Origin of the sequence: Ruegeria sp. ANG-S4, from assembly GCF_000814005.1 — a bacterium.
Taxonomy (GTDB): Bacteria; Pseudomonadota; Alphaproteobacteria; order Rhodobacterales; family Rhodobacteraceae; genus Ruegeria.
The window spans coordinates 893,168-919,680 of the sequence record NZ_JWLK01000005.1; the positions used below are offsets into that span (position 1 = coordinate 893,168).

Here is a 26,513-nt window from a genome sequence, read left to right on the forward strand (position 1 = left end):
GATCGCATCAGGCCGCGTGCCCGGCGGCCTCGGTCTGAACAAATGCGTCGGCACATTGCTTTGCCAGTGCGCGAACACGCCCGATATAGGCTTGGCGCTCGGTCACCGAGATAACCCCGCGTGCGTCCAGCAGGTTAAAGATATGCGAGGCCTTGATGCACTGATCATATGCGGGGTGCGCCATGATGATACGCTTGCCGGTCTTCGGGTCGTCATGCTCCTGCGCGAGAATCGCGGCGCATTCGGCCTCGGCCTCTTCGAAATGACGCAACAGAACCTCGGTGTTCGCGACGTCAAAGTTCCAACGGGCGTATTCTTCTTCGGTTTGCTTGAAAACATCGCCATAAGTCAGCGGGCTGGGCGATTGTGGATCGTTGAACGGCATGTCCATGACATGATCGATACCCAGCACATACATCGCGAGGCGTTCAAGCCCATAGGTCAGCTCGCCTGAAACCGGTGTGCAGTCGTGGCCCCCAACCTGCTGGAAATAGGTGAATTGGCTGACTTCCATCCCGTCACACCAGACCTCCCAACCCAGACCCCAGGCGCCCAGCGTCGGGCTTTCCCAGTCATCTTCGACAAATCGGATGTCGTGCAGCTCCATATCGATGCCGATAGCCTCAAGCGACCCCAGGTAGAGCTCTTGAAGGTCCGGGGGGCTTGGCTTGATCAGAACCTGATACTGATAGTAGTGCTGCAGGCGATTTGGGTTTTCACCATACCGTCCGTCCGTAGGGCGGCGCGAAGGTTGCACGTAAGCCGCGGCCCACGCCTTGGAGCCCAGTGCACGCAACGTCGTGGCCGGATGGAACGTCCCTGCCCCAACTTCCATGTCGTAAGGTTGCAGAATCGCACAGCCCTTGGACGCCCAATAGGTCTGAAGACGCAGAATAATTTCCTGAAAGGATCGCGGTGCGCTGGACGGTTCGGTCATGACATTTCCTCTGGGCACCATCGCGCCCGGTTCCGGTCGGTTTCGCCCTTCCTATGCAAGGGGCAAAGGGGCGTCAACGGGCCATTGCCCACGCGCTGTCACTGTGCCGCCACACTGTCGAATCCACTTCATCCGGGCATGGCGTTCCACCAGTCCTATCGCGTATTGTGCGCGAAAGACAAAACACTGCGAAACGGGCAGACAATGACACGTGTATTTTCGGTATTTCTTTTGATTTTCTTTCTTGGCTTGCGCGCAGTCAGCGCACAGCAGGATCAGGGCGTTTGGGTCCAGGTCGAAGCGCAGCCATCACTGCGCGAAGCGCAGGAACGGGCGCAAGCCTACGCCAGCAACCTGCCGGACGTTAGCGGGTTCCGCCTGAACAGCGGCTGGTATGCCATTGTTATCGGACCTTATTTGCGCTCGGATGCGGAACAAGTCCTTCGCGTTTACAGAGCCGAGCGTCAGATTCCTGCGGACAGCTACATCGCGTTCGCCAACTCGTTCAATCAGCAGTTCTGGCCGGTTGGTGTGAACATTCTCGACCGTCCGGCCGTCGCCACCCCGGTCGAACCACAAGAGCAACCGCAGGCGAGCACAACACTTCAGCCGTCACAGGAAACACGGGCCGAAGCCCTGCGCGGGGAACGCCTGCTGACGGCACAAGAACGCAAGGACCTTCAGACCGCCCTGCAGGCAGCAGGGTTTTACGCCTCGACGATTGATGGCGCCTTTGGCGCAGGAACGCGCCGGTCCATGCAGGAATGGCAGCGATTCAACGGCTACGAAGCCACCGGCGTTTTGACGACCTTGCAACGCAAGGCATTGATGGATGACTATAACGCGCCGTTGATCAGTGTTGGCATGGGGCGTTACACCGACACCGACGCCGGGATAACAGTGGACCTACCGCTCGAAGCTTTGGCCTTTGACCGGTATGAAGCGCCGTTTGCCCATTTCAAAGCCACAACGGATCTGGACGCAAAAGCGTTGCTCATCAGTCAGGAAGGCTCTCCGGCCACGTTGCGCGCACTTTATGATGTGATGCAGTCCCTCGAAATCGTTCCATTGAATGGCCCAAGAGAGTTGAGAGGCAACAGCTTCACGATCGAAGGGCACGGAAATGGTATCGTATCATTTACGCAAGCCGCACTGAAAGACGGAAAGATCAAAGGCTTCACGCTGGTCTGGCCCGAAGGCGACGATGCCCGCCGGGCACGGGTTCTTGCGGCGATGCGGTCGAGTTTTGAAGCGACCGAGGGGGTACTGGACGACGGTGCGGGTGCCGATGCAGAGCAAAGCATCGACCTCATTTCCGGCTTGCAGGTTCGCAAACCGCGCCTGTCCCGCTCGGGTTTCTTTGCCGACACCGGAGGCTCAGTTCTTACGGTGGCTGAGGCGGCCGACAATTGCTCGCGTATCACACTGGACAGCGATCAAGAGGTGCAGGTGGCTTGGGCGGATACCGATCTTGGCGTCGCAGTCTTGCGCCCAACCCGAGCGCTAAGCCCCATCAGCGTCGCCGAATTCAGTTCGGAACAACCGCGTATCCAGTCTGATGTTGCCGTTTCCGGCTTTTCCTATCAGGGCGCCTTGGGTGCTCCTACCCTGAGCTTTGGGCAAGTCGCGGATATTCGCGGACTTAATGGGGAAAACGGCGTGAAGCGCCTGACGCTATCGACACAACCCGGTGACGCCGGTGGTCCGGTGTTTGATGTCAGCGGCAATGTGATCGGAATGCTGCTGCCAACACCCGCAGAGGGGCGCAGCCTACCCGCCAGCGTCAGCCTTGCGGCCAACGTAGACCGCCTGACAGAGATCCTTGGCAAAGCCGGCGTGGCCGGACAGCCCGGTCAGGGTACGGCAGACATCTCGCCAAATGAACTTAGCCGCCGCGCGACAGGCATGACGGTTTTGGTTCACTGTTGGGATTGATGTTCAGACCAAAATGGGAACGGCGCTGCCACCAGCAGCGCCGTTTTTTTTGTTTCAGACGATACCTGGCGTCACCCTGAGATATCTGGCGTCACCCTGATCAGTGTCGGCGCGGGGGCATCAAATGCATCGCGAACTGCTGTTTGCAACTCATCCAGATTTTCCGGAGCAGCTGATCGCGCCCCATAAGCCTCGGCGAGTTTGCCAAAGTCCGGGTTACGCGCCACAACTGCATTCGGCGCGATCTGGCTGCGCACCATACTGTCCTCGATCTCTTTCAGCTTGCCGTTGTCCCAAAGGATAATCGGAAGCGGCAACCGCAATTCAACTGCGGTTCCCAGTTCCGGCAGCGTGTATTGAAAGCCGGAATCTCCCACAATCACAGCAGTCGGCTTGCCGCGCCGCGCCACTGCCCCACCGACACCAGCGGGCATCGCGTAGCCCAGAGTGCCGAAGCCCGTCGGATGGTGCCAATGATAAGGGTGCGCCATGTCCCAAATCTCTTTCGCGACATAGGCAAACTGGGTCATGTCGGAGTAGATCATCGTGTCGACCGGCATCGCGGCACGCAGTGCGTCAATGACCGGAACAATGCCCGGGCGCTCAGCGTCAACCTCGGCCCGCCAACGCGCGCGGGCCTGCGCCACCTCTTCAGGTGACCAGCCGGTCGCCGGCTGGACCTGATCGGCGGCCGCAAGCAAAGCACGCGCAAAGCTTTCACCATCGGCCTGCAGCTTGACTGCGGCGCGATGGCGGTCCGACAACACCTCGGGGTCCAGGTCCACGCGGATTAGATTTGCAGAATGCCCAAGGTCCGTGCGCCACAAATCCACCTCGGCCAATTCCGTACCGACGGCAATTACCAGATCGGCTGACGCGATCATTTCCGAACTGCTTGGCCTTGGCAGCATTGCTCCGAAATCCAGAGCATAACCAACACCTGCCATACCGCGTCCGGCATAAGTTGTGAAACACGCCGCCCCCAACTGTGTCAGGATTTGACGCCACAAATTGGATCGCGCACCGCCACCCAGAATGAACAGGGGACGTTTCGCGATGTTCAGCAATGACATGATTGGGGCGACGTCCGGCGGCAGGCACTTGTTGTGCAGCGCCGGTTGGTTCGGAAACGGTGCCGGATCGGCCTCGGCCTCAAGCTGCGCGATGGGAACCTGAATGTGCTTGGTCCTGGGGCGCGACAGTTCAAACTCTTCAAACGCGCGTTCGATCAATCCATAAGCTGCCTGCGCCGTGTTGGCCTGACAGGACCAGTCCGCGACACAATCCGCCGCAGCGCGCTGATCCTTCATCTGATGAAGTTGTCCACGTTGTGCCTGCGCCTCATCAAGACAGGATGAGAAAACAAGCATCGGAACCGAGTCGCTGTAGGCCTGCCCCATGGGTGTCATGATGTTGCACAGCCCGGGCCCGGTGATGACATAGGCAACACCCGGTTTGCCGCTCGCGCGTGCGTAGCCATCCGCCATGAATCCCGCGCCCTGCTCATTCCGGGCCAGGACATGTGTGATTCCGGCCTCTTCGATGCCACGATACATCTCTTGGTTATGCACGCCGGGAATGCCGAATATGACATCCACGCCGCGCTCTTTCAGCGCGTGAGAGATTTGCGCGCCAAGGGGTCTTTTCATTATCCTCTCCAGAATTGGACCGTAAAGATTGCGTAAACAGCCAACAGCTCCAACCGCCCGACCAACATGCCGATCGTCAGCATCCATTTGGCGGTATCGTTGAGCCCTGCAAAGTTCCCCGCCGGACCGATCTGATCGCCCAGCCCGGGTCCCACATTGGCCAGCGCCGTCGCAGCCCCGGACACGGCGGTGATAAAATCCAACCCCGTCAAGGCCAGCGCCCAGGACAAAACACCCATGGACAAGACGAAGAACATGAAAAAGCTCATGACCGAAGTCAGAACATCGCGGCTTATCGGGCGTCCGTCATAGGTTGGGACAAACACGCCATGCGGTGTTCTGATCCGGTTGATCTGCGTCTTGATGGATGCGATCAAAAGTTGATAGCGGAAGATCTTGATCGAACAGGCGGTTGATCCGGCGCACCCCCCGATAAGCCCGATCAAAAAGAACACCATGATCGGAAATCCACCCCAGCCCATATAATCGACACTGGCATAACCCGTGCCCGAAATGATCGAGGTGATGTTGAACAATGACTCCCGAAACGCCTGTTCCCAATGGTGCGGAAACACGGATGTCAGAAACACCGTCATGACCACAACCAACACCAGAATCGTCGCCAGAAAGGCGCGGATTTGGCTGTCGTGCAGCAAAGAAAAGCTCTGACCGTTCGCCAGTTGTACATACCGCACAAATGGCAGCGCCGCGAGGATCATGAAAACGGATGCCGCGTATTCAGCAGTCCCGGAGAACGTACCAAACGACGCATCATAGTTTGAGAACCCACCGGTCGAGATGGTGGTGAAGGAATGCACGACTGCATCGAAAAAACTCATCCCCAACCCGGCGTATACCAGCGCGCAAACCACGGTAAGAAACACGTAGATCAACGAAATCTGACCTGCAATCTCTTGTGCGCGGGGCAGGATTTTCCCCATGGTTTCAAAGCCTTCCGATCGGAAGATCTGCATACCACCCACGCGCAGTTCGGGCAGGAACACCATCGCGACGACAATGATGCCGATACCGCCCAACCACTGCAGAAGGCCGCGCCACAGCAACAGGCCCCGCGGAAGATCATCCAGGCCGGAAATCACGGTCGAGCCAGTTGTTGTCAGGCCCGACATGGCCTCAAAATACGCATCGACAAACCGCAACTCGGTCTCGCCGAACAGGAAGGGGATCGCGCCAAAGACAGGCAGCGCGACCCAGACGCCCGTGGTCAGCAGAAAGGTCTGCCGAATGGTCAGCCCCTCACCCACGCCGTTGGAGCAACTGATCGCCAAAACAGCGCCGGTGAGCATCGTAATGACTGCGCTTTCAAGGAAAACGTGCCATTCTCCCCGGCCCTCGATCAGGTCCGCAAGCATAGGCAGAAGCATGGTCGCCCCAAGAATGGCGACCAGCAGGCCAATCACATATCCGACCGGGCGAAAGTCCATCATCCCCGGCAGGGTTGGCTTGGCGACCCGGCAGTGTCAAGCAGCAGGCTTGGATTAGTCCTCGGTTTTCGCGGTCTGTGTCGGCATTGCCGGAGGTTTGGACGGAGCACGGGTTTTACGAGCGGGCGCCTTGACTTCCGGCGCGGCCTGAACTGTTTCCGCTGGCTTGGCCACAGTCGGCTGAACCGCCTTAGCAGGTGCCGCTTTCTGCGCGGTCTGCGTGCTTGGCTTTGGCGCCGTTTTCGGTTGCGATTGCGCGGGTTTAGCAGCTGTTTTTGCGGCAGCCGCAGTTTTGGCCGCAGCAACGGCCTTGGCCGCCGGCGATGCCGCCTGCGCCTTAGGTTTGGGGGCCGCTTTGCGCGTCGGCGTGGTTTTCGCGACAGTTGTTTTTGGCTTTGCCGCAGGCGCTTTTGGCTTCGCGACCGCAACTGCGGCCTTAGGCTTGGGCGCAGCTTTTGCCTTGGGCGCCACTTTGGGCTTGGGTGCATCGGCCGCTTTTGGTTTTGGCGCTGCTGCAACTTTAGGCGCCGGCGCAGCCTTGGGTTTGGGCGCTGCCACCGTTTTGGCTTTGGGTGCGGCGGGTTTCGCCTTTACAGGCGCTTTTCGCGCTACGGGTTTCGGTTTGACCGGCGCGGGCTCGGCAGCAGCGGCATGCAGCGCGTGCACCGGTGCCATCGGCAATTCGATGGCAGAACGTGCCATGATCTGCATGATTTTCATTTGACTGACGAAAGCATATCCCGCGACGCGGAAAGCTGCGGCCTGAAGCTCGAGCGGTTGTGAAATAGGGTTCATTGCGTGTTTCTCCTGTAAAAACGATGCAGCGGGAGAAAAGAGAAAAGCACCCTGCCCGTCCCGATCCTGCGGGCGGTTTCACAAAGTCGCGGTCCAGGGCCTTGCACGTACCGGCTTCCTTTCAGGCTGCACCTTGGAATGTCGTCGTGGGTCTTGGTCGTAAGTTCAGGTTTCCGTGGTACAGCGGCTGCACTCGGCCCAGTAATACGCCAGATTTGGCGCAGTTGCAGCAATTCCTGCTGCAATGCGGCAATTTTACGCCAATCGCTGAAAATTTAGCCGGATTCCAATCGCTTCCGCTGGCCTGTCAGCCAACGTGGAAAAGCGTGGCGAACAAACGCGGGTCGACGCTGGCGGTTTCAAAGGTCGGACCTTCGGTCAGAATCGAAATCGCGTCGTGGCTGTGCAGGCTTTCCTGATGACTCGCAATCACGCGGAAATCACCCACATGGTGATCGGCCTGAAGCTCGGCACAGAACAGTCGCACGGCGTCTTCAACGAAGATCGGGTTGGCTGCATTCAATTCCGCAAAGGCCTGTTCGTCCTCGCGCTTGACCATAACCTGCGTTTCGGTTGGCACCGCGCGGCGGCACAGGGCAATAAGGTCCTCGAACCACAGGCAATCGGCATCACAATCGACAACAACCGATAGCCGCGCGACCGAACGCTGCGAATGCGGCGTTGCAAGTTGGCCGCGTGACGCACGCGCATGCTCGCTCAGTTCCAGCGAACACGGACACGTTGAGGAATAGACGTAATCGAGATGCATGATCTTCAGCCGTTCGCCGCCCTGCTCGACCAATTCCAACGCGATATCATAGTACTGATACCCGGACAGGCCTGACCGCAGGCTTTCGACCCGATCCGGAAACGAGAACCGCATCTGGATACGCGCATCAAGACTGTCGAGGTCCGACATATAGTCATTCAGCGCGGCTTCCATAACCTCGAAGCTAAAGGTGCTTTCCGCATGTTTGTAGAAAGACCGCATGATCCGGGACATGTTGATGCCCTTCTTCTCGGCCTCAAGACTGACAGAACCAGTCACCGATGTTTCCAGAACAACGTCCTCGCCCCGCTTGCGATGAAACCGAATCGGCAGGCGAAAGTTGGAAATACCGACATGCTGAATCTGTTGTTTTGCCCCGCGGATCAGGCTGGAGGGACCGTTCTGCAAATCAGGGAGATCGGACTTGTAAGCGTCGTCCACCCGGAATCCTTCCGGGTATTCACGCGACAATGCGGGGTAATTGGCCGGCGCAAGGCCAGGTATCAAACGCGCAACCGCCGGATCAAGCTGACTGATTTCCATATCCGACGCCGTGGTGGCCCACCTTCGCAAGACCTTAAGCGCGGCCTCAGCTTCGTCACGGTCAGGTGTCTCGTCCAATGTGCGTGGATGTACGTTCATACGCCGGGTTCCTTGTATCGCCGCCGGACTATAAGCGGTTTTGCATTTGATGCCAGTCCCCTCGAATACGCGTAAGATACCTGACCGGATTGAAAAAATCTGCGCAAATCTGTCGCTTCGGCGTCAGGCCGCGTGCGCCGCCTTGCAAACCGCCGCAGGTTTTGGTGCGCGCGGCGGTCTTTGCCCTATTTCTGCGATGCGGTCAGAGCCTGCTGAATGTCGGCCAGAAGGTCTGACGCATCTTCCAAACCGACCGAGAAGCGGATGAGGCCGGGTGTAATACCCAGTTCGACTTTTTGATCGTCGCTAAGGCGCTGATGCGTCGTTGTTGCGGGGTGCGTCGCAATGGATTTGGCATCCCCTAAATTGTTGGAAATCACAGGGATCGTAAGTGCATTCAGAAACGCAAAAGCAGCCTCCTTACCGCCTTTGATATCCAGTGACAGAACCGTTCCGCCCTTGCCGCCAAGCTGTGACTGAACCAAAGCGTTCTGGGCGTGGGTTTTCAACCCGGGATAAAGCGTGCGCTCCAACGCGTCGTGCCCTTCAAGCGCCTCGGACAAAGCCTGCGCGGTTTCGGCCTGCGCATTGACCCGCAGCGCGATCGTTTCAAGGCCCTTCAGCATGATCCAGGCGTTAAACGGACTGAGCGCACCGCCGGTATGCTTAAGGTAAGGCTCGACCGTACCGCGTATAAATTCCTTGGTGCCGATGATCACCCCGCCCAAAGCACGGCCTTGACCGTCGATATGCTTGGTTGCCGAGTACACGACAACATCCGCGCCCTGCTCGATCGCGCGCGAAAAAACAGGCGTGGAAAAGACGTTATCGACGATCACCGTTGCGCCAACCGCATGCGCCAGCTTGGAAACGGCTGATATATCAATCACCTCCAGCGTCGGGTTCGACATGGATTCGAAAAACACCGCCTTGGTTTCGGGACGAATGGCTGCCTCCCATTGCGCCAGATCGGTGCCGTCGACAAAAGTGACATCAACACCATAGCGGGTCAGAATGTTCTCGAGAATGTACAGACACGAGCCGAACAGCGCCTTGGCCGAAACAACGTGATCGCCGGCTTTGAGCATCGAAACCAGCGCACCATTCACTGCCGCCATGCCAGAGGCAGTTGCAAAAGCGTCCTCGGCACCCTCCAGCGCTGCGATCCGCTGTTCGAACATCGAAACTGTGGGGTTGCCGTAGCGGGCGTAAATGAATTCATCCGGGCCGCATTCCAGAAAACGCGCCTCGGCCTGTTCCGCGGATTCATAAACAAAGCCCTGGGTCAGATAGATCGCCTCGCTGACCTCATTGTACTGACTGCGACGGATACCGCCGTGGACCGCTTGCGTGCGTTTGTTCCAGCTCTCGCTCATGTCATTCCTTTCAGCCTCGGGATCGGAGGCAAACAAAAAACCCCAGACGCGGCCAAGCGAAAGGGGTCTTTCATCCTGACCTTTTAGCGGTGTTGTTTAGCGTGGCCCGCAATCCGGTTACAAATCGCCACGTATTGATGTTGCGCATACGCCTCACGCGCGGGCGCGTCAACCCTGCCGGGGGTCGTGTCACGGTTCTGTAACCTTCCTTTCACCTCAGCGTCATAGCGGTATGACAGATCGGCGCCACAATATCTTGTGTGAGGCAGAAATCGTGCCAGTTGTTCGGATCAACGCCATCGGCGACACATACGCCCTGCACCAAAGCACCCGCCCGCCCAGCAGCGCCTTGAGACAAGCACACCAAACCCAGGGGCCTGTGATCATCATGACCCACGGGTACAAGTATCGCCCTGATGCCATCAATGCATGCCCGCATCGTCACATCCTGTCGCTGCACGGCACCTCGTACAGCACGTACAGTCCCAGTTGGCCAAAGCAATTGGGCTACGGCTCGGGGTTTGAAGACGAAGGTCTTGGCATCGCCTTTGGCTGGAACGCGCAAGGCCCCTTGTGGTCGGCACATCGTCGTGCCCTTGAAGCCGGACGTGCGCTTGCGGATCTGATCCATGATGTGCATCGGATGCGCCCCAGTCGACCGATCCACTTCATCGGTCACTCCATGGGAACCGAGTTGGTACTGGAAGCCTTGCATCACCTCAGACCCGGCGCGCTAAGCCGCATCATCTCCATGACGGGTGCTGCGTATCAAAGCCGGGCCTTGCAGGCGCTGAGCACGCCTGCCGGGCGTTTGGCAGAGTTCATCAACATCACCAGCCGCGAAAACGATCTTTTCGATTTCCTGTTCGAGTGGGTGATCCGCCCGCCGAAACGCGGTGATCGATGCATCGGATCAGGCCTGCATGCTTCCAACGCAATAACGCTTCAACTCGACTGCCCGCGCACCCTCGATCATCTGTCGCGTTTGGTGTTTCCCGTCGGCGATCCCCAGCGAAGGATATGTCATTGGTCCAGTTACACCCGACCGGGTGTTTTGCGTGTCTACAACGCATTGCTGCGCCATCACGATCGGCTGACGCTGCCTGCTTTGCAAAATGGCATACCAGAGCGATCCGCCCGGCGTTGGTCACGACTTTTTGCCTTGCCCCGGTCGCAACACCACTTGCCGTTTGTACAGAAAGCCTCATGATCTGCTCAAACTGAGGAGCCGTCATGATTGATCTCTATTTCTGGCCGACACCAAATGGCTGGAAGGCCTCCATCGCGCTTGAAGAGATGGAATTGCCCTACAAAACCCATTTGATCAACATCGGTAAAGGCGATCAGTTCGATCCCGAATTCCTAAAAATCTCACCCAACAACCGAATGCCGGCGATCGTTGACCCCGACGGTCCGGATGGTGCGCCGGTTTCTGTCTTCGAAAGCGGGGCAATCCTGATGTACCTTGCCCGCAAAACCGGGCGCTTCTACGGCAAAACCGAGCGGGACCGGATCGCCGTCGAAGAGTGGTTGATGTGGCAGATGGGTGGGGTTGGGCCGATGGCAGGTCAGGCGCATCATTTCCTGAAATACGCGCCGCAACTGGATCCGCCTCAGGATCTGCCCTACCCCAAAGACCGGTACCGCTCGGAGGTGGGACGGCTATACGGCGTTCTGGACCGGCGGTTGGCTGAAAACGAATATGTCGCGGGCGACTTCTATTCGATTGCTGACATCTCGATCTGGGGCTGGGCCAGCCTGTGGGAAGGTCAGCAGCAGGTACTGGAAGACAAACCCCATTTTACCCGCTGGCTCGAAGCGGTCAGCGCGCGCCCCGGAGTTCAGGCCGGGCGGGCCCTGCACGCAGACTTGCGCGGAGATCATCGGGACAAACAAGCTCAGTCGGTGTTGTTCAAACGCTAGTTGCCGGCATAGCGATGAACCTTCCAACCGCTCTAACGTGATCGCAATGCGATAATTGCACCCGCAGATGCGATAAAGATGATCCCCAGGATTTGCCATCCGCCCACTGGCTGCCCGAACACGATCCAGGCAAAGAACGGGCCGAAGATCATCACCGAATACTCGAAAACCGAGACATATGACGGCTCGCCCAATTGATATGATTTGATGATCATGAACACCGCGCAGACCGAACCGACGGCTTGCAACAGGATCAACGGCAAGGCATCCCACATTGGCCAGACCCACGGCCGGGTTACAAAAAGAACCTCGTCTCCGGGTTGCCACATCGGCCAGATCATCAAAGAAACTGTGCCGATCCCACCCAATGCGCCCAGTGTGATCCACATACCCGCCAGCATTGCAACAGTGCTTTCCCCTGCGCAAAGGCTTCGCGTGGCAATCGCGCCCAAAGCGTAGAAAAAGCCGGCACAGACCGGGATCAGGACCTTCATGTCAAACTCTGACGGGTTCGGCTGCAGCACGAGGATTATGCCCGTAAACCCAACAGCAACCGCCAGAATGCGCCAGATCCCAATGCGTTGTCGCATTACGCCCGCCGTGATCAGCAGGATAAAGATCGGCGACGTGAACAACCCTGCCAATGCCTGCGCAATCGGCATCATAGCCAGCGCCGAAAAGTAGAAAAGCATTGAAATGGCAACCAGCAGGCTGCGCAGCGCTACAGCCCAAAGGCGAACCGGGATCAAACTGCCCAATCCGAACAGCGGCAGAATCGCCACCATCGGCCAAGCGAATGCCGCCCGCGTCAGGTGAAATTGCCACAGGCCGATATGTTGCGCCAAGGGAGCGATGTAGTTGTCGATCACGCCAATCACCGCCATTGCGCTTATCATCAGGCCAGCGGCCAAAAGCGGTCGATCCATTGGGGTTGCGGTCATCATCGGTCCAAGCGTGCGGTTCAAAGCTCCAGTGAGACACAAGCGCCGATTTCTACGTAAGTTTCAATAGGCTCTTTGACCACGTGACCTTTACCCAAAGCTGAACAGCCGCCTGTCCGTCATGACCGCAGACCAAACCCAAGTCCTGAAATACGCAAGCACGCTGATCGCTCTACTCCTGCGGTGTTGGCAGGGTCGTCAACCAAGGCCGTTCGACCCCCATCCCCTGATAGACCGCATGTAAAAACGTATGCGCGGTCACGGGATCGGTGGAAAATGGCGAGAATTGCAGACTTCCCTCCCGGACGTTTTCATCTGCCTCATAGACCACGGCATCACCTTTGACGGTCACCAAAACCCGAACATCTGCAAGGGTTTCAGGGTCAATGGCCGTTGGGTCGTCTGACAGGATCACAAAATCCGCCAGTTTTCCGGCTTCGATTGATCCTTTGCTGTCCTCTTCAAAATGTTGCCAAGCCGGCCAGATCGTCATGGCCTTGAGCGCGGTCAGAACATCAACGCGCTGATGCGGGCCCAGAATGTCACCCGAACGGGTGCGTCGAGTCACCGTCGCGGCCAGCACGCGCATGCTGTTCGGAAACGCAACCGGCGCGTCGTGATGAGTTCCAAACATCATGTCACGCTCGCGTATCCATCCAGTGGGCGAGATGTTTTCACCATTAACCGGACCCACCGTGTGATCCCGATGCCAGTCACCCCAATAGAATGTGTGCATTGGGAAAACAGACGGAAACACACCCAATCTTTTGTAACTTGCCACCTGATCCTCACGCAGAAATTGGCCGTGGATCAAAACGGGCCGGTTACCGGGGTCGCCGTATTTCATCTGGGCGACTTCCAGCGCGGCAATCAACATGTCCGACGCGCCTTCGCCGTTCGAATGGACCAGAATTTGAAACCCGTTCTCGTAGCACCAATTTACCGCGTCCTGCAGTTGCTCCATCGTGATCGCGGCATAGCCGGCGTATCCGGCCGGATAAGTGCCGACCGGATCGTAATACGGCCGATCTCTGAGCGCGGTGAACCCTTGGGGCGAGCCATCAATGGTCAGCTTGCATCCGCCGACCCGAACGCCGTCGGTGTAATCCAGTGAAACGTTCTGCGCGATGTAGTTCCGCGACTCCAAAACATCAGGGTACGCAACCACGTCAATTGGCAACGCGCCCGTGGCCGCAACTTTTTTCAATGCCTCCACAATCTGCCCGGAAGACCGCCCTTCCTGCCCGGTCGTATATCCATATTTTGCCCAGAGTTGACTGCCGGCGCGGGCAAATTCCTCAAGACCTTCATCGCCCAAACCGCCCAGCAAGGGAACCAGAACGGCGAAGAAGGCATACTCCTCCAAAACGCCGTTCGGGTTGCCGTTTTCATCCCGTTGTATCACCCCACCCGGCGGGGCCTCGGATTCTGCCGTGACCCCGGCGATTTCCAACGCCTTTGAATTCGCCACGCCAAGGTGCCCTGACTGGTGAATGATCACCACCGGCAGATCCTTGGACACGGCATCCAATTCCTGACGATTGGGATGTCGAAGCTCGGCCAATTGCGCGTTGTCATACCCAAAGCCTATGATCATCTTTACCTGTTCCACAGCTTCCGAGTTCTCCTCGGCCCACTTGGTCAGGGTGGCCTGAAGACTGGCGACATCGGTCACGTCACCATCTGGCGGGGAAAGCAAATTCGCAGACAGTGCCTGCAATCCCCCCATCACGACGTGCCCGTGACTGTCAACAAATCCAGGCAACATGGCGCGCCCATCAAGGTCAAACTGCTGTGTTCCTTCGCCCTGATGCGCCATAAGATCGTCCAGCGTCCCCACGGCCAGAATACGCCCGTCCTTGACCGCCACCGCTTCAACAGTCGGCGCTGCGTCCGAGATCGTCAAAATCGGACCGCCGGAATAAACCGTATCCGCTATTTCCTGCGAAAGAACGACGCTTGCTGACAGCAAATTCACGAGTGCAAGCAGGGTAAGTGAGAGAAGACGCATCCAAACACCTCTTGGGTTTTTCGCAGTTATGCCCCTGAGCCTAACACAAATTTATGCAGCTTCGCGAATATAACTGCCTTTGAACCGTCAACCGTTCTGCTGATCAATCTGAGTTGCGAACGCACGTTCCTCCCCCGCAACGCCAGAGACGCGCCTGCGACGCTTGGGTTCCGATATTCTCAATAGTTTGATTTTATGGGGATGCGTTCGCGAGTTCTGCATCGCTGACCATGAAATGCGCGCCCTGCCGGTCGAACACCAACGCGCGACGACCTGAAAGATCGAAACTGTGCCCCCCTTTTCGGGCCAAAATCCGTCGCACGGCCCCTTCGACAGAATCCACACGAAAACAGGGCATCCAATAGCGGAATTTTCCGCGCACGGCCTCCGGCACCTCCTCGATGATGGCGATCTTTGATCCGTCCGGATGCAGGACATCATAGGTTGGCCAAGGACCCGCGCCGTTCGGCGTAAATTCCCATCCGAAGAGGTCGGCATAGAAGTCCTTGATCAGAGCGATATCGGGCAAATGGTGAAATCGCGTCTGCACTCGACCGGGCCCGGAACCGTCAGCCCCCAACTCCGGCCCTTGGTACAATGTGAACCCGGCACCAGACGGATCGCGCACCAGCGCAATGCGCGAGTGGCTGTCGAAAGGCTGAGGCGAAACCTCGATAATGACGTTGTCGTGCCGCTTTGCTTTCTCGACCAGACCGTCCAGGTCGTCGACGTGCACGTAAGACATCCAGAAAGACGGCATGTCCATTTGAGCCAATCGGTGCGGCATTGGGAACACGGCTGCGACATCCCGGCCGTTCATGCGTGCAAAGTCATAGTCGTCGGAACCACCGAACGACCAGCCAAACAGGTCCGTATAATCCGACCGGGCGGCGGCCATGTCATACGTGGAAAGATCAGTCCAGATAAAGTGTCCAAAAGGCATGCGCTTGGGGCTTTCAATGGTTCGCGTCACACCGACATAGGGTCTGCCGTTGCGTGCTCCAACCATATGGCCTGCGATGCGTCACTGCCCTCTGACCAGCACATCCAACATCCCCGAGATATCTTCGATCTCTTCCGCGATGACATGCGTCACCGAATGCGCCCGCTGCATCCGCCCCGTTACCCGCAACAAACGCCCCGAAATCACCGCGCGGCGAAACTGTTCGTAAATCTTACGCCAGACCACCACGTTCACGATGCCTGTCTCATCTTCGAGCGTAACAAAGATGACCCCCTTGGCCGTTCCCGGCCTCTGCCGCAGAATCACCAGCCCGGCGACGGTAACGCGCGCGCCCTCGGGCGGATTGTCCAGCCTGTTTGCGGGCAGACAGGCAGGCGGACGCGGCCACTCACGGTTAGGAACTGCGGAACGGGTGGAGGCAACAAGCATGAGAACAAAAATAGAACAAAGCCCGGGAAAGTCCAGAGCCACCACGATGAGTCGCAAATGAGGCTGGTCAGACCTAAATGCCTTGACTAAGGAAGAATTCGACAAACGCAAAAGGAAGACGCACGCAATGGCAAAGATCACCTATGTCGAGCACGGCGGTACCGAACATACAGTCGAGGTCGCCAACGGACTGACCGTCATGGAAGGGGCCCGTGACAACAACATTCCCGGCATCGAGGCCGATTGCGGCGGTGCCTGCGCCTGCTCGACCTGCCACGTCTATATCCACCCCGACTGGGTCGAGAAAATCCCGGCCAAGGACGACATGGAAGAAGACATGCTGGACTTTGCCTACGAGCCCGACCCGGACCGCTCGCGCCTGACCTGCCAGATCAAGGTCACCGACGCGTTGGATGGTCTTGTCGTACAGATGCCGGAAAAACAGATCTGATGCACGTCAAAGCGCCGCCTCCACCCCTGTGCCCGCGGCACCGGTGGGGTCACGGCGCGCGATCGTTACTGATCGGATGGCTGACTTTGCTCGCATCCGCCGCCCTGGCTGACACAATCACGCATGCGCGTTTCACCGAACCCACCACCCGGTATGCGCATGGCGTCCTGGGTGACGACATCGAATACGGGGCTTTACAGCTCAGCATCACAAAGACCGGGCAAAACAGCCAATCAAGCGCTGGTCAGAGCATTGTGACAATCCGGCTGCCTCAGAATCGCGTGTTCGAGGACCTCGCCCCGCGTCTGGTCGATGTTGATCTGGACGGCGCAAATGAAGTTATCGTGGTCGAATCCAACACCCGGACCGGGGCGCAATTGGCAATCTACGACGCAAGCGGCACAAAGATTGCCGCCACGCCGCATATCGGCACACGCTTTCGGTGGCTCGCGCCGGTAGGAGCATCTGATCTGGACCGCGACGGGCGCGTCGAAATAGCTTATGTCGACCGTCCGCACCTGGCCAAGACGCTGCGCATCTGGCGTTTTGACCACGGCAGGCTGACCGCAATCGCCTCGCTCCCCAATCTCACAAACCATCGCATTGGTGAGGACTTCATTTCAGGCGGCCTGCGGGATTGCGGCGACATGCCTCAACTGATCCTCGCCAGCGGCGACTGGTCCCGCATCCTCGGCGTGTCCTACCAATCTGGCTGGACCAAAACCGATCTCGGCCCGTTTGACGGCCCCAGCAGCCTGAACCGCGCGCTTGCCTGCTGATCCACCACTTCATCTGGCCACAAATATCCCGGGGAGCCCGAGGGGCCGGCCCCTCGTCCGCCAGCAAACGAGACGGGCGCAGCCCGGCATTTAACCCAAAGCGCGCCAACCAATGTCGCGGCGGAAAAATCCGTCCGGCCAGTCGACGCCGTCGGCCAGTGAATACGCGTTGTCCCGCGCTTCTGACAACGTGTCTGCGCGGGCGGTCACATTCAGAACGCGGCCACCGGATGCGACGATCTGACCATCCGCAGCCTTGGTGCCCGCATGAAACACCATGGTCCTGCTGTCCTCGGACAAGTCATTCAACCCCCTGATGACAGTTCCCTTTTCATAAGCCCCGGGATACCCTCGCGCGGCCATCACAACCGTCATTGCATGGTCATCGGCCCAGTTCACCTGCGCGTCACGCAACCGGCCTTCAGCGGCGGCATGCAAAAGGTCCAGCACCTGTGCGCCAAGGCGCATCATCAACACCTGACACTCGGGATCGCCGAACCTTACGTTGTACTCGACCAACCTGGGCTTGCCGTCCTGGATCATCAAGCCGGCATACAACACGCCCTGAAACGGCGTACCCCGGCGCTGCATTTCCGCCATGGTCGGGCGCACAATCTCTTCCATTGCCCGCGCTTCGACCTCTTCGTTCAGAACCGGCGCCGGTGAATATGCGCCCATCCCGCCCGTGTTCAGCCCGGTATCGCCCTCGCCGACGCGTTTATGGTCCTGCGCGGTGCCGATCGACAGAATGTCTTCCCCATCGCAAAGCACAAACAGCGAGGCTTCTTCGCCTTCCATGAATTCTTCGATCACCACCTCGGCGCCCGCGCCGCCAAAGGTCCCGCCGAACATGTCATCGATGGCGTCCAGCGCCGTTTGTTCGTCCATCGCGACGATCACGCCTTTGCCAGCAGCAAGCCCGTCAGCCTTCACGACAATCGGTGCCCCGTGTTCTCGAATATAGGCCTTGGCCGGTTCAGCCTCGGTAAACCGCGCATAAGCCGCCGTCGGAGCGTTGGCGGCATCGCAGACTTCCTTGGTAAAACTCTTCGACGCCTCCAGCAGCGCAGCTTCTGCCGAGGGGCCAAAAACCAGCACCCCCGCTTCGCGCAGGCGATCCGCAACACCTGCGGCCAGCGGAGCCTCGGGGCCGACAATCACGAAATCAATGGCATTTTCTTCAGCAAAACCGACGACTGCACCACCATTTTCAATATCCAGCGCTGCGCAATCCGCAATCTGTGCAATCCCGGCATTTCCCGGCGCGACGATCAGGCGGTCGCATTTTGGGTTTTGCATCACCGCCCAGGCGAGGCTGTGTTCGCGCCCACCGCTGCCGAGAATGAGGATATTCATGAATGCTCTCCGATCTGCTTGGCCTCGCCGTGCGCGCGTTCTAAGCTGGGCGCGCATTTGATACAAGGCGCTGAAATGTCCGACCTGCTTGATGATCCCGTTCCCGGCCAAAACACCCCTGAATACACAGTCTCGGACATCTCGGGCGAGGTGAAACGGACACTTGAAGGCACCTTTGGCCGAATCCGTGTGCGCGGCGAGGTTGGGCGCGTGTTCAAGGCACGCTCGGGTCATTTGTACTACGACATCAAGGACGATCGGAACGTTCTGGCCTGCACCACTTGGAAGGGGCAGATATCGGGGCTCTCCGTCGTTCCTGAGGAAGGGCTTGAAGTCGTCGTAACCGGCCGCCTGACCGCATTCGGCGCACAGTCGAAATACAATCTCAACGTCGACGAAGTTGCGGTCGCTGGTCAGGGCGCGCTGATGGCGCTGTTGGAAAAGCGCAAGAAACAGTTGGAGGCCGAAGGGCTTTTTGCACAGGAACGCAAGAAGCCGCTGCCATATCTGCCTCGGATCATCGGGGTCGTAACATCTCCGTCCGGCGCCGTGATCCGGGACATTCTTCATCGATTGCGGGATCGTTTCCCACGCAAGGTTCTGATCTGGCCAGTCGCCGTGCAAGGCGCCAACTGCGCCCCCGAAGTGGCCCGCGCCATTGATGGGTTCAACGCCCTGACCCCGGGCGGCGCTTTGCCGCGTCCGGATCTGATCATCGTCGCGCGCGGCGGTGGGTCAATCGAAGACTTGTGGGGCTTCAACGAAGAGATCGTTGCCCGCGCTGCTGCCGCGTCTGAAATTCCCCTGATTTCCGCCGTCGGACACGAGACCGACACAACCCTGATTGATTTTGTCTCTGATCGACGCGCACCAACACCCACTGCTGCGGCGGAACTTGCCGTGCCGGTGCGGATCGAATTGCTCGCCTGGACCGGAGAGCAAGGCGCGCGCCTGTCCCGCGCCGCCACGGATGCCGTGCAGCGCCGCAGCCAGCGCCTGACGGATCTGTCGCGCGCTCTGCCAAGGCCAGACACTTTGTTGAACACCCCTCGGCAACGGCTTGATCTTATTGCAGATCGTCTTGCGCCCGCTCTTGATCGCGGCGTGCAAAATCGCCGCCTGCAAGTGGTCAGGCTGTCCGCGCATCTTCGACCATCAACGCTGCGGAACGTCGTCTCATCCCGGCAAGAAGCCTTGCGCAACCTGTCATCCCGTTTATCCGTGCGGCCAATCCAGCGCGATGTTGCCTTGCAGCGCCAGACCATTGCAGCTTTGACAGATCGAATGCACAAAGCGCAGGTTTCCCGCCTCGACCGCCTTCGCCAGAAAGTTGACGCGACTGATCGCCTGCGCGAAACACTGAGCTACAAAGCCACGCTGGACCGAGGCTATGCGGTGATCCGAGCCGAAGGCGATGTCATCACAACCAAAGCAGAGGCTTCGAAGCACCCCGCGTTGGACATCGAATTTGCGGATGGCACCCTGTCGACCGGTGCGCCAGCCAAACCGGCGGCAAAGAAACCCAAACCACCGACGCCGGATCAGGGGTCACTGTTCTGACCTGAAATTCAGACGCCGACGTCCGGGCCGTAGCAGACCATCTCTTCCCCGATGTCGTCGGCTTCGTATAGTTCGGTCGCTTCCGGATCACCTTCGAACTGCGCAATCAGGCCCGAGCCGGACTGCGTAAAGACCCAGCATTGTGGATCAAAACGGTCTTCGTAAACAAAGCAAATCTGGTCGTCCCGTTCATACCAGACGCCCTCTTTGCAATCGCCGTCCAGGAAAGACCAGATCACGCGACGGTTGGGCAGATAGCGTTCCGCACCGTAAACCGTGCCGCCGAAGCCATAGAACAAGGTCTTGCCGCGTGTATAGGCATCAAATTCGGCACCGGACAATGCGGTCTGCGCCCCAGCGGCTTGCACACTCAACGACAGTAGAATCACGAACGATCTCAGCATGTAATGATTGTGTCAGATGCACCGAACCAATGCCATTCGCTTTGCTGCGAGATACCTGCCTTAACGTCACGGTTGAGCAAAGCGTCGGGCAAAGTCAGTGTTTACCCAGGAAACCGGGACGCAAGAACATGACAAATCTGCTTTTTGGGCTGGCAGCCGCATGCGCCATTACCTACCTGCCGATGGCATCCCGGCCTGCAAATGGTTTGCGATCAATGCTGAAAACCGCTGCGGTCGTCTTGCTGGCAACGATCGCAGTGATCAATGGCAGCGGCCCGCTTCTTGTTCTCGCCCTCGCCCTATGCGCCGTCGGAGATGCACTGCTGTCCCGCGACACCGATACCGCCTTCACGGCAGGTGTCGGTGCATTTGCGGCAGGCCACATCGCCTATATCGCCCTGTTTTTAAGCCAACCAGCCAGCAGCCTCGAACTTGTTCTGGATCGCCCCGGTTATTTCTGGTCGCTTATCATTCTGGGCATTGTCGCTGCGACGTTGATCGCCCCACGTGCCGGAGACCTGAGGCCTGCCGTATTTGCCTATATCCCGATCACCCTCGGAATGGGCATCGCAGCGCTGACGTTGCCCGAAAGCGGGACGTTGCGTTGGGCCCTGCCAGCTGCGGCCGGTTTCATTGCCTCAGATCTCATTCTGGCGACCGAGAAGTTTCTGTTGCCCGGCGATCACCCTGCGCAGAAGCTGACGCCCTATCTTGTCTGGGTGCTTTATTGGGGCGCACAAGCCGGATTGTTGATCGCCTTTGTCTGACCCTTTGCAACTGCTGCAAATCCGCATTAGGTGAGGGCAACACCTGCGGAGACCAAAGATGGCGTTTTTTTCCAAGCTGAAAGACCGGTTGTTCAAATCCTCGTCCCGCCTTGAGCAAGGGCTTGAAGCGATTGTCGAAGATGGCGGTGAGGAAGAAGCACCGCAACCACCTGCACAAGCGCCTGAACCAAGCCCCGTTCAAGACAGCCCGCAGCCAGAGCCTGTCCCCCAACCCGACCGTCCGCAGCAGCATGAACCTGTTGAGGCCACGGCCGAGCAACCCAAAGGTATGCTGGGCCGCCTCTTTAATCGCAGCGAAAACCGTAACGTCGTTCGCCGCGCGTTGGACGACGATATGCTTGAGCAGCTTGAAGAGCTTTTGATCGCCTCGGACATGGGCGTTGATACGGCCCTGCGCGTCACCGCCAACATGGCAGAGGGACGCTTTGGTCGCAAACTATCGACCCAGGAAATCAAGCAACTGCTGGCGCAGGAAGTCGCGCGGGTCATGGAGCCGGTGGCCAAGCCCCTGCCCATCTATCCCAAACGCCCTCAGGTGGTTTTGGTCGTCGGCGTCAATGGGTCCGGCAAAACGACGACAATCGGCAAACTCGCCAGCCAGTTCAAAGCAGCTGGCAAAAAGGTCGTTATTGCCGCCGGCGACACCTTTCGGGCCGCTGCAGTCGAGCAATTGCAGGTCTGGGGCGAACGTGCTGGCGTTCCTGTTCTGACGGCGCCAGAGGGCTCGGACCCGGCCAGCCTCGCCTTTGATGCCCTGACGAAAGCGCAGGAAGACGGAGCGGACCTTTTGATGATCGATACCGCCGGCCGTCTGCAAAACCGGGCTGATCTGATGGAAGAACTGGCCAAGGTTGTCCGCGTCATTCGCAAGAAAGACGAAACCGCACCGCACAACACGCTTCTGGTTCTGGATGCCACAACGGGTCAAAACGCGCTGAGCCAGGTCGAGACATTCCGCAAGCTGGCCGACGTCTCCGGCCTTGTGATGACCAAGCTTGACGGCACCGCAAAGGGCGGCGTGCTGGTTGCCTTGGCCGACAAATTCGGATTGCCGATACATGCCATTGGTGTGGGTGAACAAATTGACGACCTGGCCCCGTTTGACCCCGAAGAATTCGCCGCTGCCCTGACCGGTTTGCAATCCTGATCCTCGTCCGCCCCCTAAAACCCCCGGTTTTTTCGATTGCTGCTTCATCGCTTTCGGAAAACGGTGATGCAGGGTACGACCGGTCCCTTTCCCGTCCGACCAAACAAAGGCCCTGATTTGAGCGATTGGCTGATCTCACTTGAAGGTACCGAAGCGGGCCATCGGCTCGCGCTTGGGCTGGCGTTGATGGCGGCCTTTCTGCATGCGGTTTTTGGTGCCCTTCAAAAAGGGCGTCACGATCCCTGGCTGTCGCGCGGTGCGATCGATGCAAGCTATGGCCTGATGGCGGCGCCCTTTGCCTTGTTCGTTGTACCCTGGCCCGAGTCCTACATGTGGCCGATCTTTGGCATCGTCTGGCTGATCCACATCGCCTACAAGACGCTTCAGGCTATGGCATACACAAAAGGGTCTTACACAGTGGTCTACCCTGTGGTGCGCGGAACCGGGCCCCTGTTCACGGTCATTGGCGCATACCTTTTGTTCGGAGAAACCTTTTCCGGCACACAGTGGCTTGGCGTGGCCGTTCTGTTGGCCGGTATTTTCGGACTGGCGGCCTACAATCTGAGGTATTTGGAAACCGACCGAGAGACGCTTGGCATTGCCCTTATTCTGGCGGTTGCCACCGGGTTGTTCGTGGCGCTGTATACCACCTATGACGCCTACGGAATCCGGGCGACTGCGGACCCTTTTACCTTTCTGGCTTGGTTCTTCATGATCGATGGTGCGGCAATGCCCATCTACGCCTTTCTGAGATGGCGCGCCATGATCCACCGACCCACATTGGGCCCGCTGATGCTGCGCGGGCTTGCTGGCGGTATCATCGCGCCCTTGTCATTCGGATCGATCATGTTGGCAACCAGATTGGACAAAGTGGGCGAAGCCGCCGTTCTGCGCGAAACGTCAACTGTTTTCGCCGCGCTGATCGGCTGGCTGGTTCTGAAAGAAACCGTCGGACCCCGGCGCATTGCACTCATGGCGCTGATTGCATTGGGCGCCATAATCGTTGAAATGGGCGGGTAAGCAGCAGGACGCGAATAATGACAGGCAAAAAAGACATAAACCCGTTTCTGAAACAGGTGCTCGAGCTCGGCCCGCCTCTGGCCTTCTTTTTCATCTACCTTCGGCTGCGCGATGACAGCTTTCTGATCGGCGGCATCGAATATTCCGGGTTCATAGTCGCCACGATCATCTTTGTTCCGCTTATGCTGGCAGCAATGGGAATCTTGTGGTTTCTGACCGGCAAACTCAGCAAGTTGCAGATTTTTACAGCCTTCATGGTAATCTTTTTTGGGGGCCTGACCGCCTGGTTCAACGACGAGCGGTTTTTCAAGATGAAAACGACCCTTGTTTATGGCGTCTTCTCGGCCATTCTGGGTATTGGTTTGTTGCAGGGGAAATCATACCTCGCCTATGTGCTGGACGAGATGCTGCCGATGCAAAACGAGGGCTGGATGATTCTGACCCGTCGGCTTTGCGCCTGTTTTGCCGTTCTGGCCTTAGCAAACGAAGTTGTCTGGCGCACGATGTCCACTGATCTGTGGGTCAAGATCGAGACATTTGGGTTCCCAATTGCCTTGATGGTGTTCCTGATGCTGCAATTCAGCATGCTGCAAAGCTATATGGATGACCCGGACAAGCAGTAACGCAAGGGCACGGCAACAGGTTTCTGCAGATTTGGCTAAAAAAACTTGGCTTACAGTCCAACCTGTGAAAAATTGAGGCACCACTCAGCCCACTCCAGCGGAGAATAACGCACCACATGACGGCATTTCCCAATAGCGGATTCCTTTCCGAAGCCTCGGAACGGCTTCGGGCAATGCTTGCTGCGCAGGCGACCGAAGTTTCTTTGGACAGGGGTGAGGTTCTGTTTGAACAGGGCGACGAAGGTGACGCCCTGTTTGCCATTCTCGATGGGCTGCTCGAAGTATCCTTCCTGGCGATGAGCGGGCGCAAGCTTGCGCTCAATCTGTTGCGTCCGGGCGAAGTGTTTGGCGAGATTGCCCTGTTCGACGACGGCCCGCGCACGGCAACCGTGACCGCAGCCGAACCCTCGCGCGTGCTGAAAGTGCGGCAGAGGGATGTGATGGGGCAAATTCGTCAGCACCCCGACCTTGCGGTCGATATGATCCGGCTGGCCGGTCTGCGGATGCGCATGATGGGCGTGCAGTTGAACGAGCAGGTGTTTTTGCCGATGCCGATACGCCTGGCGCGTAAACTGCTGCACCTGGCGAACGAGCAGGACGACCCGTCGCAACGCATCACGTTGTCGCAAAGCGAACTGGCCGAATTTGTTGGTGCCACGCGCGAGGCGGTTTCCAAAACCATCTCGATCTGGAAGCGCAGCAACGTGGTCGAGGCGTCCCGAGGTGGTTTGCAGATCCACGATCTCGATGCTTTGCAGCAACTGGCCGAGTCCGACCTGATCTGATCCCACATTCTTGCCGCAGATTGTGACCCGGTTCACAGACCTGTCACGGCAAAACGCCTAAGGTGATTCCTGTTACCGTAGGAGGTCAGCTTATCATCCCCGATATCTGTCCACTGGCCTCTCCCTGTACACGAGCCATATGCCAAGCCCGGCATATGGCTCTTTTCTTTGTTCATCCCGTTTTTGAAGCGAAAAGGCCGGGGAAATCCCCGGCCTTTCAAACTTTGGCAATATCGGCTCTCTACTGTTCCAGGCTTAGCGCAACAAACCGGGGTTCACCGCCGCGGCGAACCAGCAACAACAGCGACTTGCGGCCAGCCTCGCGCGCCTCTTCCATGCGGGCCTCAAGATCTTCGATTGAAGTCACCTTCTGCTGACCTGCTTCCGTAATCAGGTCACCGGCACGCAAGCCCTTGGAATAGGCCTCGGACGCCTCGTCAACGTTTGAAACAACCAGACCTTCCGCATCGTCGTCGAGACCCATTTCACTGCGCAATGCATCGGTCAGGGGCGAGATGGTCAGGCCAAGGATGTCGGTATCCTCTGCTCCCTGTTCCTCGTCCGTAGCTTCCGCCTCACCCTCTTCTTCGCGTTCTGCATCTTCGCGGCGGCCCAGAGTCACCAACACGGTCTGCGTGCCGCCATCACGATGAACCACGACCCGTACAGACTTGCCCACTGTGGTTTCGCCGACTTGGCGAACCAGCCCGCGCGTGTCTTCAACTTCGACCCCATCAAAGCTCAGGATCACGTCGCCCGCCAGCAATCCGGCGTCCTTTGCAGGCCCATCCGGAACGTCACTGACCAACGCGCCGCCGGGCTTGTCCAGCCCCATCGCCTCGGCCATGTCCTCGGTCACGTCCTGAATACGCACGCCCAACCAGCCACGACGGGTTTCGCCGAACTCACGCAATTGATCTACGACCTTCGTGACGACGTTGGATGCCATGGAAAAACCGATCCCGATCGATCCACCATTGGGCGACAATATAGCCGTATTCACACCGATAACCTCGCCGTTCATATTGAACAGCGGACCGCCGGAATTGCCCCGGTTGATCGCAGCGTCGGTCTGGATGTAATCGTCATACGACCCGCTGAGCGCTCGGTTCCGCGCGGACACGATCCCGGCCGAGACCGAGAAGCCCTGCCCCAGAGGATTGCCCATGGCTATGACCCAATCACCAACCCGGGCGGTGTCGCTGTTGCCGAACTGGACGTATTTGAGCGGCCCGGTTGCCTCGACCTTCAGAAGGGCAATGTCCGTTTTTTCGTCAGTTCCAATCACCTTGGCCGGCAGTTCTTTGACTGGCTGGCCATCGCCCGGAAAGAACTCGACCAATATCTCATCGGCCTCGGCGATCACGTGGTTGTTGGTCACGATGTACCCATCTTCAGAGATCACAAACCCGGACCCCAGTGCATTGCTGCGTCGGGGCGGTCGGTTGTCATCGCCGTTTCGGTCCTGAAACTCGCGAAAGAAATCCTCGAACGGGGAACCTTCTGGCACAATCCCTTGCGGACCGGTCTGCCCCTCGACAAGAGTCGACGTGGTAATGTTGACAACAGCGGGGCTGATCTGTTCGGCCAGGGGCGCAAGGCTTTCCCCACGCGCATGCGCGGCTATGGTCTGCGCCAGAACAAACAGCATCCCGACAAAAGCCAGCCACATCATTCGTACCATAACACTCACATCGTCCCGCCGGACGGATATACTGCGCGCTTTTGCCTGCACCTCGGCTCTCCTTGTCGACATCTCTTTGGGCGGCTGACTGAATTCAGCC

At 58.3% G+C, this 26,513-nt stretch carries 24 protein-coding genes and 1 riboswitch; of the genes, 11 read left to right on the plus strand and 13 right to left on the minus strand.

Annotated features, from left to right (window positions below):
* Positions 1–7 precede the first annotated feature (7 nt).
* Complete coding sequence (locus RA28_RS17375) at positions 8–937, minus strand: glycine--tRNA ligase subunit alpha (protein WP_039531817.1); 930 nt, start codon at positions 935–937, stop codon at positions 8–10.
* Between the two features lie 204 nt (positions 938–1,141).
* Between RA28_RS17375 and RA28_RS17380 the strand changes: the two genes are divergently transcribed.
* Positions 1,142–2,872 (plus strand): serine protease, encoded by a 1,731-nt coding sequence (locus RA28_RS17380; RefSeq protein WP_039531819.1) that lies wholly within the window; start codon positions 1,142–1,144, stop codon positions 2,870–2,872.
* Positions 2,873–2,943: 71 nt separating this feature from the next.
* Here RA28_RS17380 and RA28_RS17385 read toward each other — a convergent pair whose 3' ends face one another.
* The 5 genes from RA28_RS17385 to metZ form a co-directional block, all read right to left on the minus strand.
* Positions 2,944–4,521: a thiamine pyrophosphate-binding protein gene (locus tag RA28_RS17385; RefSeq protein WP_039531342.1), complete on the minus strand. Its 1,578-nt coding sequence runs from the start codon at positions 4,519–4,521 to the stop codon at positions 2,944–2,946.
* Positions 4,521–5,969, minus strand: a complete 1,449-nt coding sequence (locus RA28_RS17390) for a TrkH family potassium uptake protein (RefSeq protein ID WP_039531344.1) — start codon at positions 5,967–5,969, stop codon at positions 4,521–4,523. Before RA28_RS17390 ends, RA28_RS17385 begins: the two co-directional genes overlap by 1 nt.
* Positions 5,970–6,020: 51 nt before the next feature.
* Positions 6,021–6,761, minus strand: coding sequence for a hypothetical protein (locus RA28_RS17395; RefSeq protein ID WP_052261490.1), 741 nt, complete (start codon positions 6,759–6,761; stop codon positions 6,021–6,023).
* Positions 6,762–7,068: 307 nt separating this feature from the next.
* Positions 7,069–8,172 carry a GTP cyclohydrolase FolE2 gene (gene folE2 / locus RA28_RS17400; protein ID WP_039531347.1) on the minus strand — a complete coding sequence of 368 codons (1,104 nt, stop codon included), beginning with the start codon at positions 8,170–8,172 and terminating at the stop codon, positions 7,069–7,071.
* Between the two features lie 185 nt (positions 8,173–8,357).
* Positions 8,358–9,548, minus strand: coding sequence for an O-succinylhomoserine sulfhydrylase (gene metZ / locus RA28_RS17405; protein WP_039531350.1), 1,191 nt, complete (start codon positions 9,546–9,548; stop codon positions 8,358–8,360).
* A gap of 63 nt (positions 9,549–9,611) precedes the next feature.
* A riboswitch (SAM riboswitch) is annotated at positions 9,612–9,689 on the minus strand.
* Between the two features lie 91 nt (positions 9,690–9,780).
* On the opposite strand from metZ, the gene RA28_RS17410 reads away from it, so the two are divergent.
* Both RA28_RS17410 and RA28_RS17415 read left to right on the plus strand, forming a co-directional pair.
* On the plus strand, positions 9,781–10,758 hold the full coding sequence (locus RA28_RS17410; RefSeq protein WP_241481155.1) for a DUF726 domain-containing protein: 978 nt from the start codon (positions 9,781–9,783) through the stop codon (positions 10,756–10,758).
* 23 nt (positions 10,759–10,781) lie between these two features.
* Entirely contained in the window at positions 10,782–11,471 is a 690-nt protein-coding gene (locus RA28_RS17415) for a glutathione S-transferase N-terminal domain-containing protein (protein WP_039531352.1), read from the plus strand.
* Between the two features lie 32 nt (positions 11,472–11,503).
* On the opposite strand, the gene RA28_RS17420 is transcribed toward RA28_RS17415, so the two are convergent.
* The 4 genes from RA28_RS17420 to RA28_RS17435 all read right to left on the minus strand — a co-directional run bounded on the left by RA28_RS17420 (position 11,504) and on the right by RA28_RS17435 (position 15,816).
* Positions 11,504–12,397 carry a DMT family transporter gene (locus RA28_RS17420; protein WP_039531825.1) on the minus strand — a complete coding sequence of 298 codons (894 nt, stop codon included), beginning with the start codon at positions 12,395–12,397 and terminating at the stop codon, positions 11,504–11,506.
* Positions 12,398–12,584: 187 nt separating this feature from the next.
* Positions 12,585–14,423, minus strand: a complete 1,839-nt coding sequence (locus RA28_RS17425) for an amidohydrolase (protein WP_039531354.1) — start codon at positions 14,421–14,423, stop codon at positions 12,585–12,587.
* A 193-nt stretch (positions 14,424–14,616) separates the two neighbouring features.
* Complete coding sequence (locus RA28_RS17430; RefSeq protein ID WP_193747419.1) at positions 14,617–15,396, minus strand: VOC family protein; 780 nt, start codon at positions 15,394–15,396, stop codon at positions 14,617–14,619.
* Positions 15,397–15,447: 51 nt separating this feature from the next.
* On the minus strand, positions 15,448–15,816 hold the full coding sequence (locus RA28_RS17435) for an OB-fold nucleic acid binding domain-containing protein (protein WP_039531357.1): 369 nt from the start codon (positions 15,814–15,816) through the stop codon (positions 15,448–15,450).
* 127 nt (positions 15,817–15,943) lie between these two features.
* Between RA28_RS17435 and RA28_RS17440 the strand changes: the two genes are divergently transcribed.
* Both RA28_RS17440 and RA28_RS17445 read left to right on the plus strand, forming a co-directional pair.
* Positions 15,944–16,267, plus strand: coding sequence for a 2Fe-2S iron-sulfur cluster-binding protein (locus tag RA28_RS17440; protein WP_039531359.1), 324 nt, complete (start codon positions 15,944–15,946; stop codon positions 16,265–16,267).
* An 86-nt stretch (positions 16,268–16,353) separates the two neighbouring features.
* Positions 16,354–17,046, plus strand: coding sequence for an FG-GAP repeat domain-containing protein (locus tag RA28_RS17445; RefSeq protein WP_241481156.1), 693 nt, complete (start codon positions 16,354–16,356; stop codon positions 17,044–17,046).
* Between the two features lie 90 nt (positions 17,047–17,136).
* Here the strand turns inward: RA28_RS17445 and purD are convergent, their stop codons facing one another.
* Positions 17,137–18,402, minus strand: a complete 1,266-nt coding sequence (gene purD, locus RA28_RS17450; RefSeq protein ID WP_039531361.1) for a phosphoribosylamine--glycine ligase — start codon at positions 18,400–18,402, stop codon at positions 17,137–17,139.
* Positions 18,403–18,477: 75 nt separating this feature from the next.
* On the opposite strand from purD, the gene xseA reads away from it, so the two are divergent.
* Complete coding sequence (gene xseA / locus RA28_RS17455; RefSeq protein WP_039531363.1) at positions 18,478–19,962, plus strand: exodeoxyribonuclease VII large subunit; 1,485 nt, start codon at positions 18,478–18,480, stop codon at positions 19,960–19,962.
* Between the two features lie 8 nt (positions 19,963–19,970).
* Here the strand turns inward: xseA and RA28_RS17460 are convergent, their stop codons facing one another.
* Positions 19,971–20,366 carry a hypothetical protein gene (locus RA28_RS17460; protein WP_039531365.1) on the minus strand — a complete coding sequence of 132 codons (396 nt, stop codon included), beginning with the start codon at positions 20,364–20,366 and terminating at the stop codon, positions 19,971–19,973.
* 128 nt (positions 20,367–20,494) lie between these two features.
* On the opposite strand from RA28_RS17460, the gene RA28_RS17465 reads away from it, so the two are divergent.
* From RA28_RS17465 to RA28_RS17485, 5 genes are all read left to right on the plus strand, one after another.
* A complete protein-coding gene (locus tag RA28_RS17465) occupies positions 20,495–21,133 on the plus strand; it encodes a lysoplasmalogenase (protein ID WP_039531367.1) in 639 nt (212 codons plus the stop codon).
* A gap of 58 nt (positions 21,134–21,191) precedes the next feature.
* Complete coding sequence (ftsY, locus tag RA28_RS17470; protein WP_039531369.1) at positions 21,192–22,301, plus strand: signal recognition particle-docking protein FtsY; 1,110 nt, start codon at positions 21,192–21,194, stop codon at positions 22,299–22,301.
* Between the two features lie 117 nt (positions 22,302–22,418).
* Complete coding sequence (locus tag RA28_RS17475) at positions 22,419–23,321, plus strand: EamA family transporter (RefSeq protein WP_039531831.1); 903 nt, start codon at positions 22,419–22,421, stop codon at positions 23,319–23,321.
* 17 nt (positions 23,322–23,338) lie between these two features.
* Positions 23,339–23,944 (plus strand): inner membrane-spanning protein YciB, encoded by a 606-nt coding sequence (locus tag RA28_RS17480; RefSeq protein ID WP_039531372.1) that lies wholly within the window; start codon positions 23,339–23,341, stop codon positions 23,942–23,944.
* Positions 23,945–24,060: 116 nt separating this feature from the next.
* Positions 24,061–24,729, plus strand: a complete 669-nt coding sequence (locus tag RA28_RS17485; RefSeq protein ID WP_039531374.1) for a Crp/Fnr family transcriptional regulator — start codon at positions 24,061–24,063, stop codon at positions 24,727–24,729.
* 241 nt (positions 24,730–24,970) lie between these two features.
* On the opposite strand, the gene RA28_RS17490 is transcribed toward RA28_RS17485, so the two are convergent.
* On the minus strand, positions 24,971–26,485 hold the full coding sequence (locus RA28_RS17490) for a Do family serine endopeptidase (RefSeq protein ID WP_152612101.1): 1,515 nt from the start codon (positions 26,483–26,485) through the stop codon (positions 24,971–24,973).
* Between the last annotated feature and the right edge of the window lie 28 nt (positions 26,486–26,513).

What these genes read in the sequence shown, in the direction of transcription:
- RA28_RS17480 (WP_039531372.1), top strand. Translation starts at nt 23,339, where the DNA reads ATGACAGGCAAAAAAGACATAAACCCGTTTCTGAAACAGGTGCTCGAG.
- folE2 (WP_039531347.1), bottom strand. Translation starts at nt 8,172, where the DNA reads ATGAACGTACATCCACGCACATTGGACGAGACACCTGACCGTGACGAA.
- RA28_RS17395 (WP_052261490.1), bottom strand. Translation starts at nt 6,761, where the DNA reads ATGAACCCTATTTCACAACCGCTCGAGCTTCAGGCCGCAGCTTTCCGC.
- RA28_RS17460 (WP_039531365.1), bottom strand. Translation starts at nt 20,366, where the DNA reads ATGCTGAGATCGTTCGTGATTCTACTGTCGTTGAGTGTGCAAGCCGCT.
- RA28_RS17440 (WP_039531359.1), top strand. Translation starts at nt 15,944, where the DNA reads ATGGCAAAGATCACCTATGTCGAGCACGGCGGTACCGAACATACAGTC.
- RA28_RS17485 (WP_039531374.1), top strand. Translation starts at nt 24,061, where the DNA reads ATGACGGCATTTCCCAATAGCGGATTCCTTTCCGAAGCCTCGGAACGG.
- RA28_RS17375 (WP_039531817.1), bottom strand. Translation starts at nt 937, where the DNA reads ATGACCGAACCGTCCAGCGCACCGCGATCCTTTCAGGAAATTATTCTG.
- ftsY (WP_039531369.1), top strand. Translation starts at nt 21,192, where the DNA reads ATGGCGTTTTTTTCCAAGCTGAAAGACCGGTTGTTCAAATCCTCGTCC.
- RA28_RS17425 (WP_039531354.1), bottom strand. Translation starts at nt 14,423, where the DNA reads ATGCGTCTTCTCTCACTTACCCTGCTTGCACTCGTGAATTTGCTGTCA.
- xseA (WP_039531363.1), top strand. Translation starts at nt 18,478, where the DNA reads ATGTCCGACCTGCTTGATGATCCCGTTCCCGGCCAAAACACCCCTGAA.
- RA28_RS17385 (WP_039531342.1), bottom strand. Translation starts at nt 4,521, where the DNA reads ATGAAAAGACCCCTTGGCGCGCAAATCTCTCACGCGCTGAAAGAGCGC.
- purD (WP_039531361.1), bottom strand. Translation starts at nt 18,402, where the DNA reads ATGAATATCCTCATTCTCGGCAGCGGTGGGCGCGAACACAGCCTCGCC.
- metZ (WP_039531350.1), bottom strand. Translation starts at nt 9,548, where the DNA reads ATGAGCGAGAGCTGGAACAAACGCACGCAAGCGGTCCACGGCGGTATC.
- RA28_RS17465 (WP_039531367.1), top strand. Translation starts at nt 20,495, where the DNA reads ATGACAAATCTGCTTTTTGGGCTGGCAGCCGCATGCGCCATTACCTAC.
- RA28_RS17490 (WP_152612101.1), bottom strand. Translation starts at nt 26,485, where the DNA reads ATGTCGACAAGGAGAGCCGAGGTGCAGGCAAAAGCGCGCAGTATATCC.
- RA28_RS17390 (WP_039531344.1), bottom strand. Translation starts at nt 5,969, where the DNA reads ATGATGGACTTTCGCCCGGTCGGATATGTGATTGGCCTGCTGGTCGCC.
- RA28_RS17420 (WP_039531825.1), bottom strand. Translation starts at nt 12,397, where the DNA reads ATGGATCGACCGCTTTTGGCCGCTGGCCTGATGATAAGCGCAATGGCG.
- RA28_RS17415 (WP_039531352.1), top strand. Translation starts at nt 10,782, where the DNA reads ATGATTGATCTCTATTTCTGGCCGACACCAAATGGCTGGAAGGCCTCC.
- RA28_RS17435 (WP_039531357.1), bottom strand. Translation starts at nt 15,816, where the DNA reads ATGCTTGTTGCCTCCACCCGTTCCGCAGTTCCTAACCGTGAGTGGCCG.
- RA28_RS17410 (WP_241481155.1), top strand. Translation starts at nt 9,781, where the DNA reads ATGACAGATCGGCGCCACAATATCTTGTGTGAGGCAGAAATCGTGCCA.
- RA28_RS17380 (WP_039531819.1), top strand. Translation starts at nt 1,142, where the DNA reads ATGACACGTGTATTTTCGGTATTTCTTTTGATTTTCTTTCTTGGCTTG.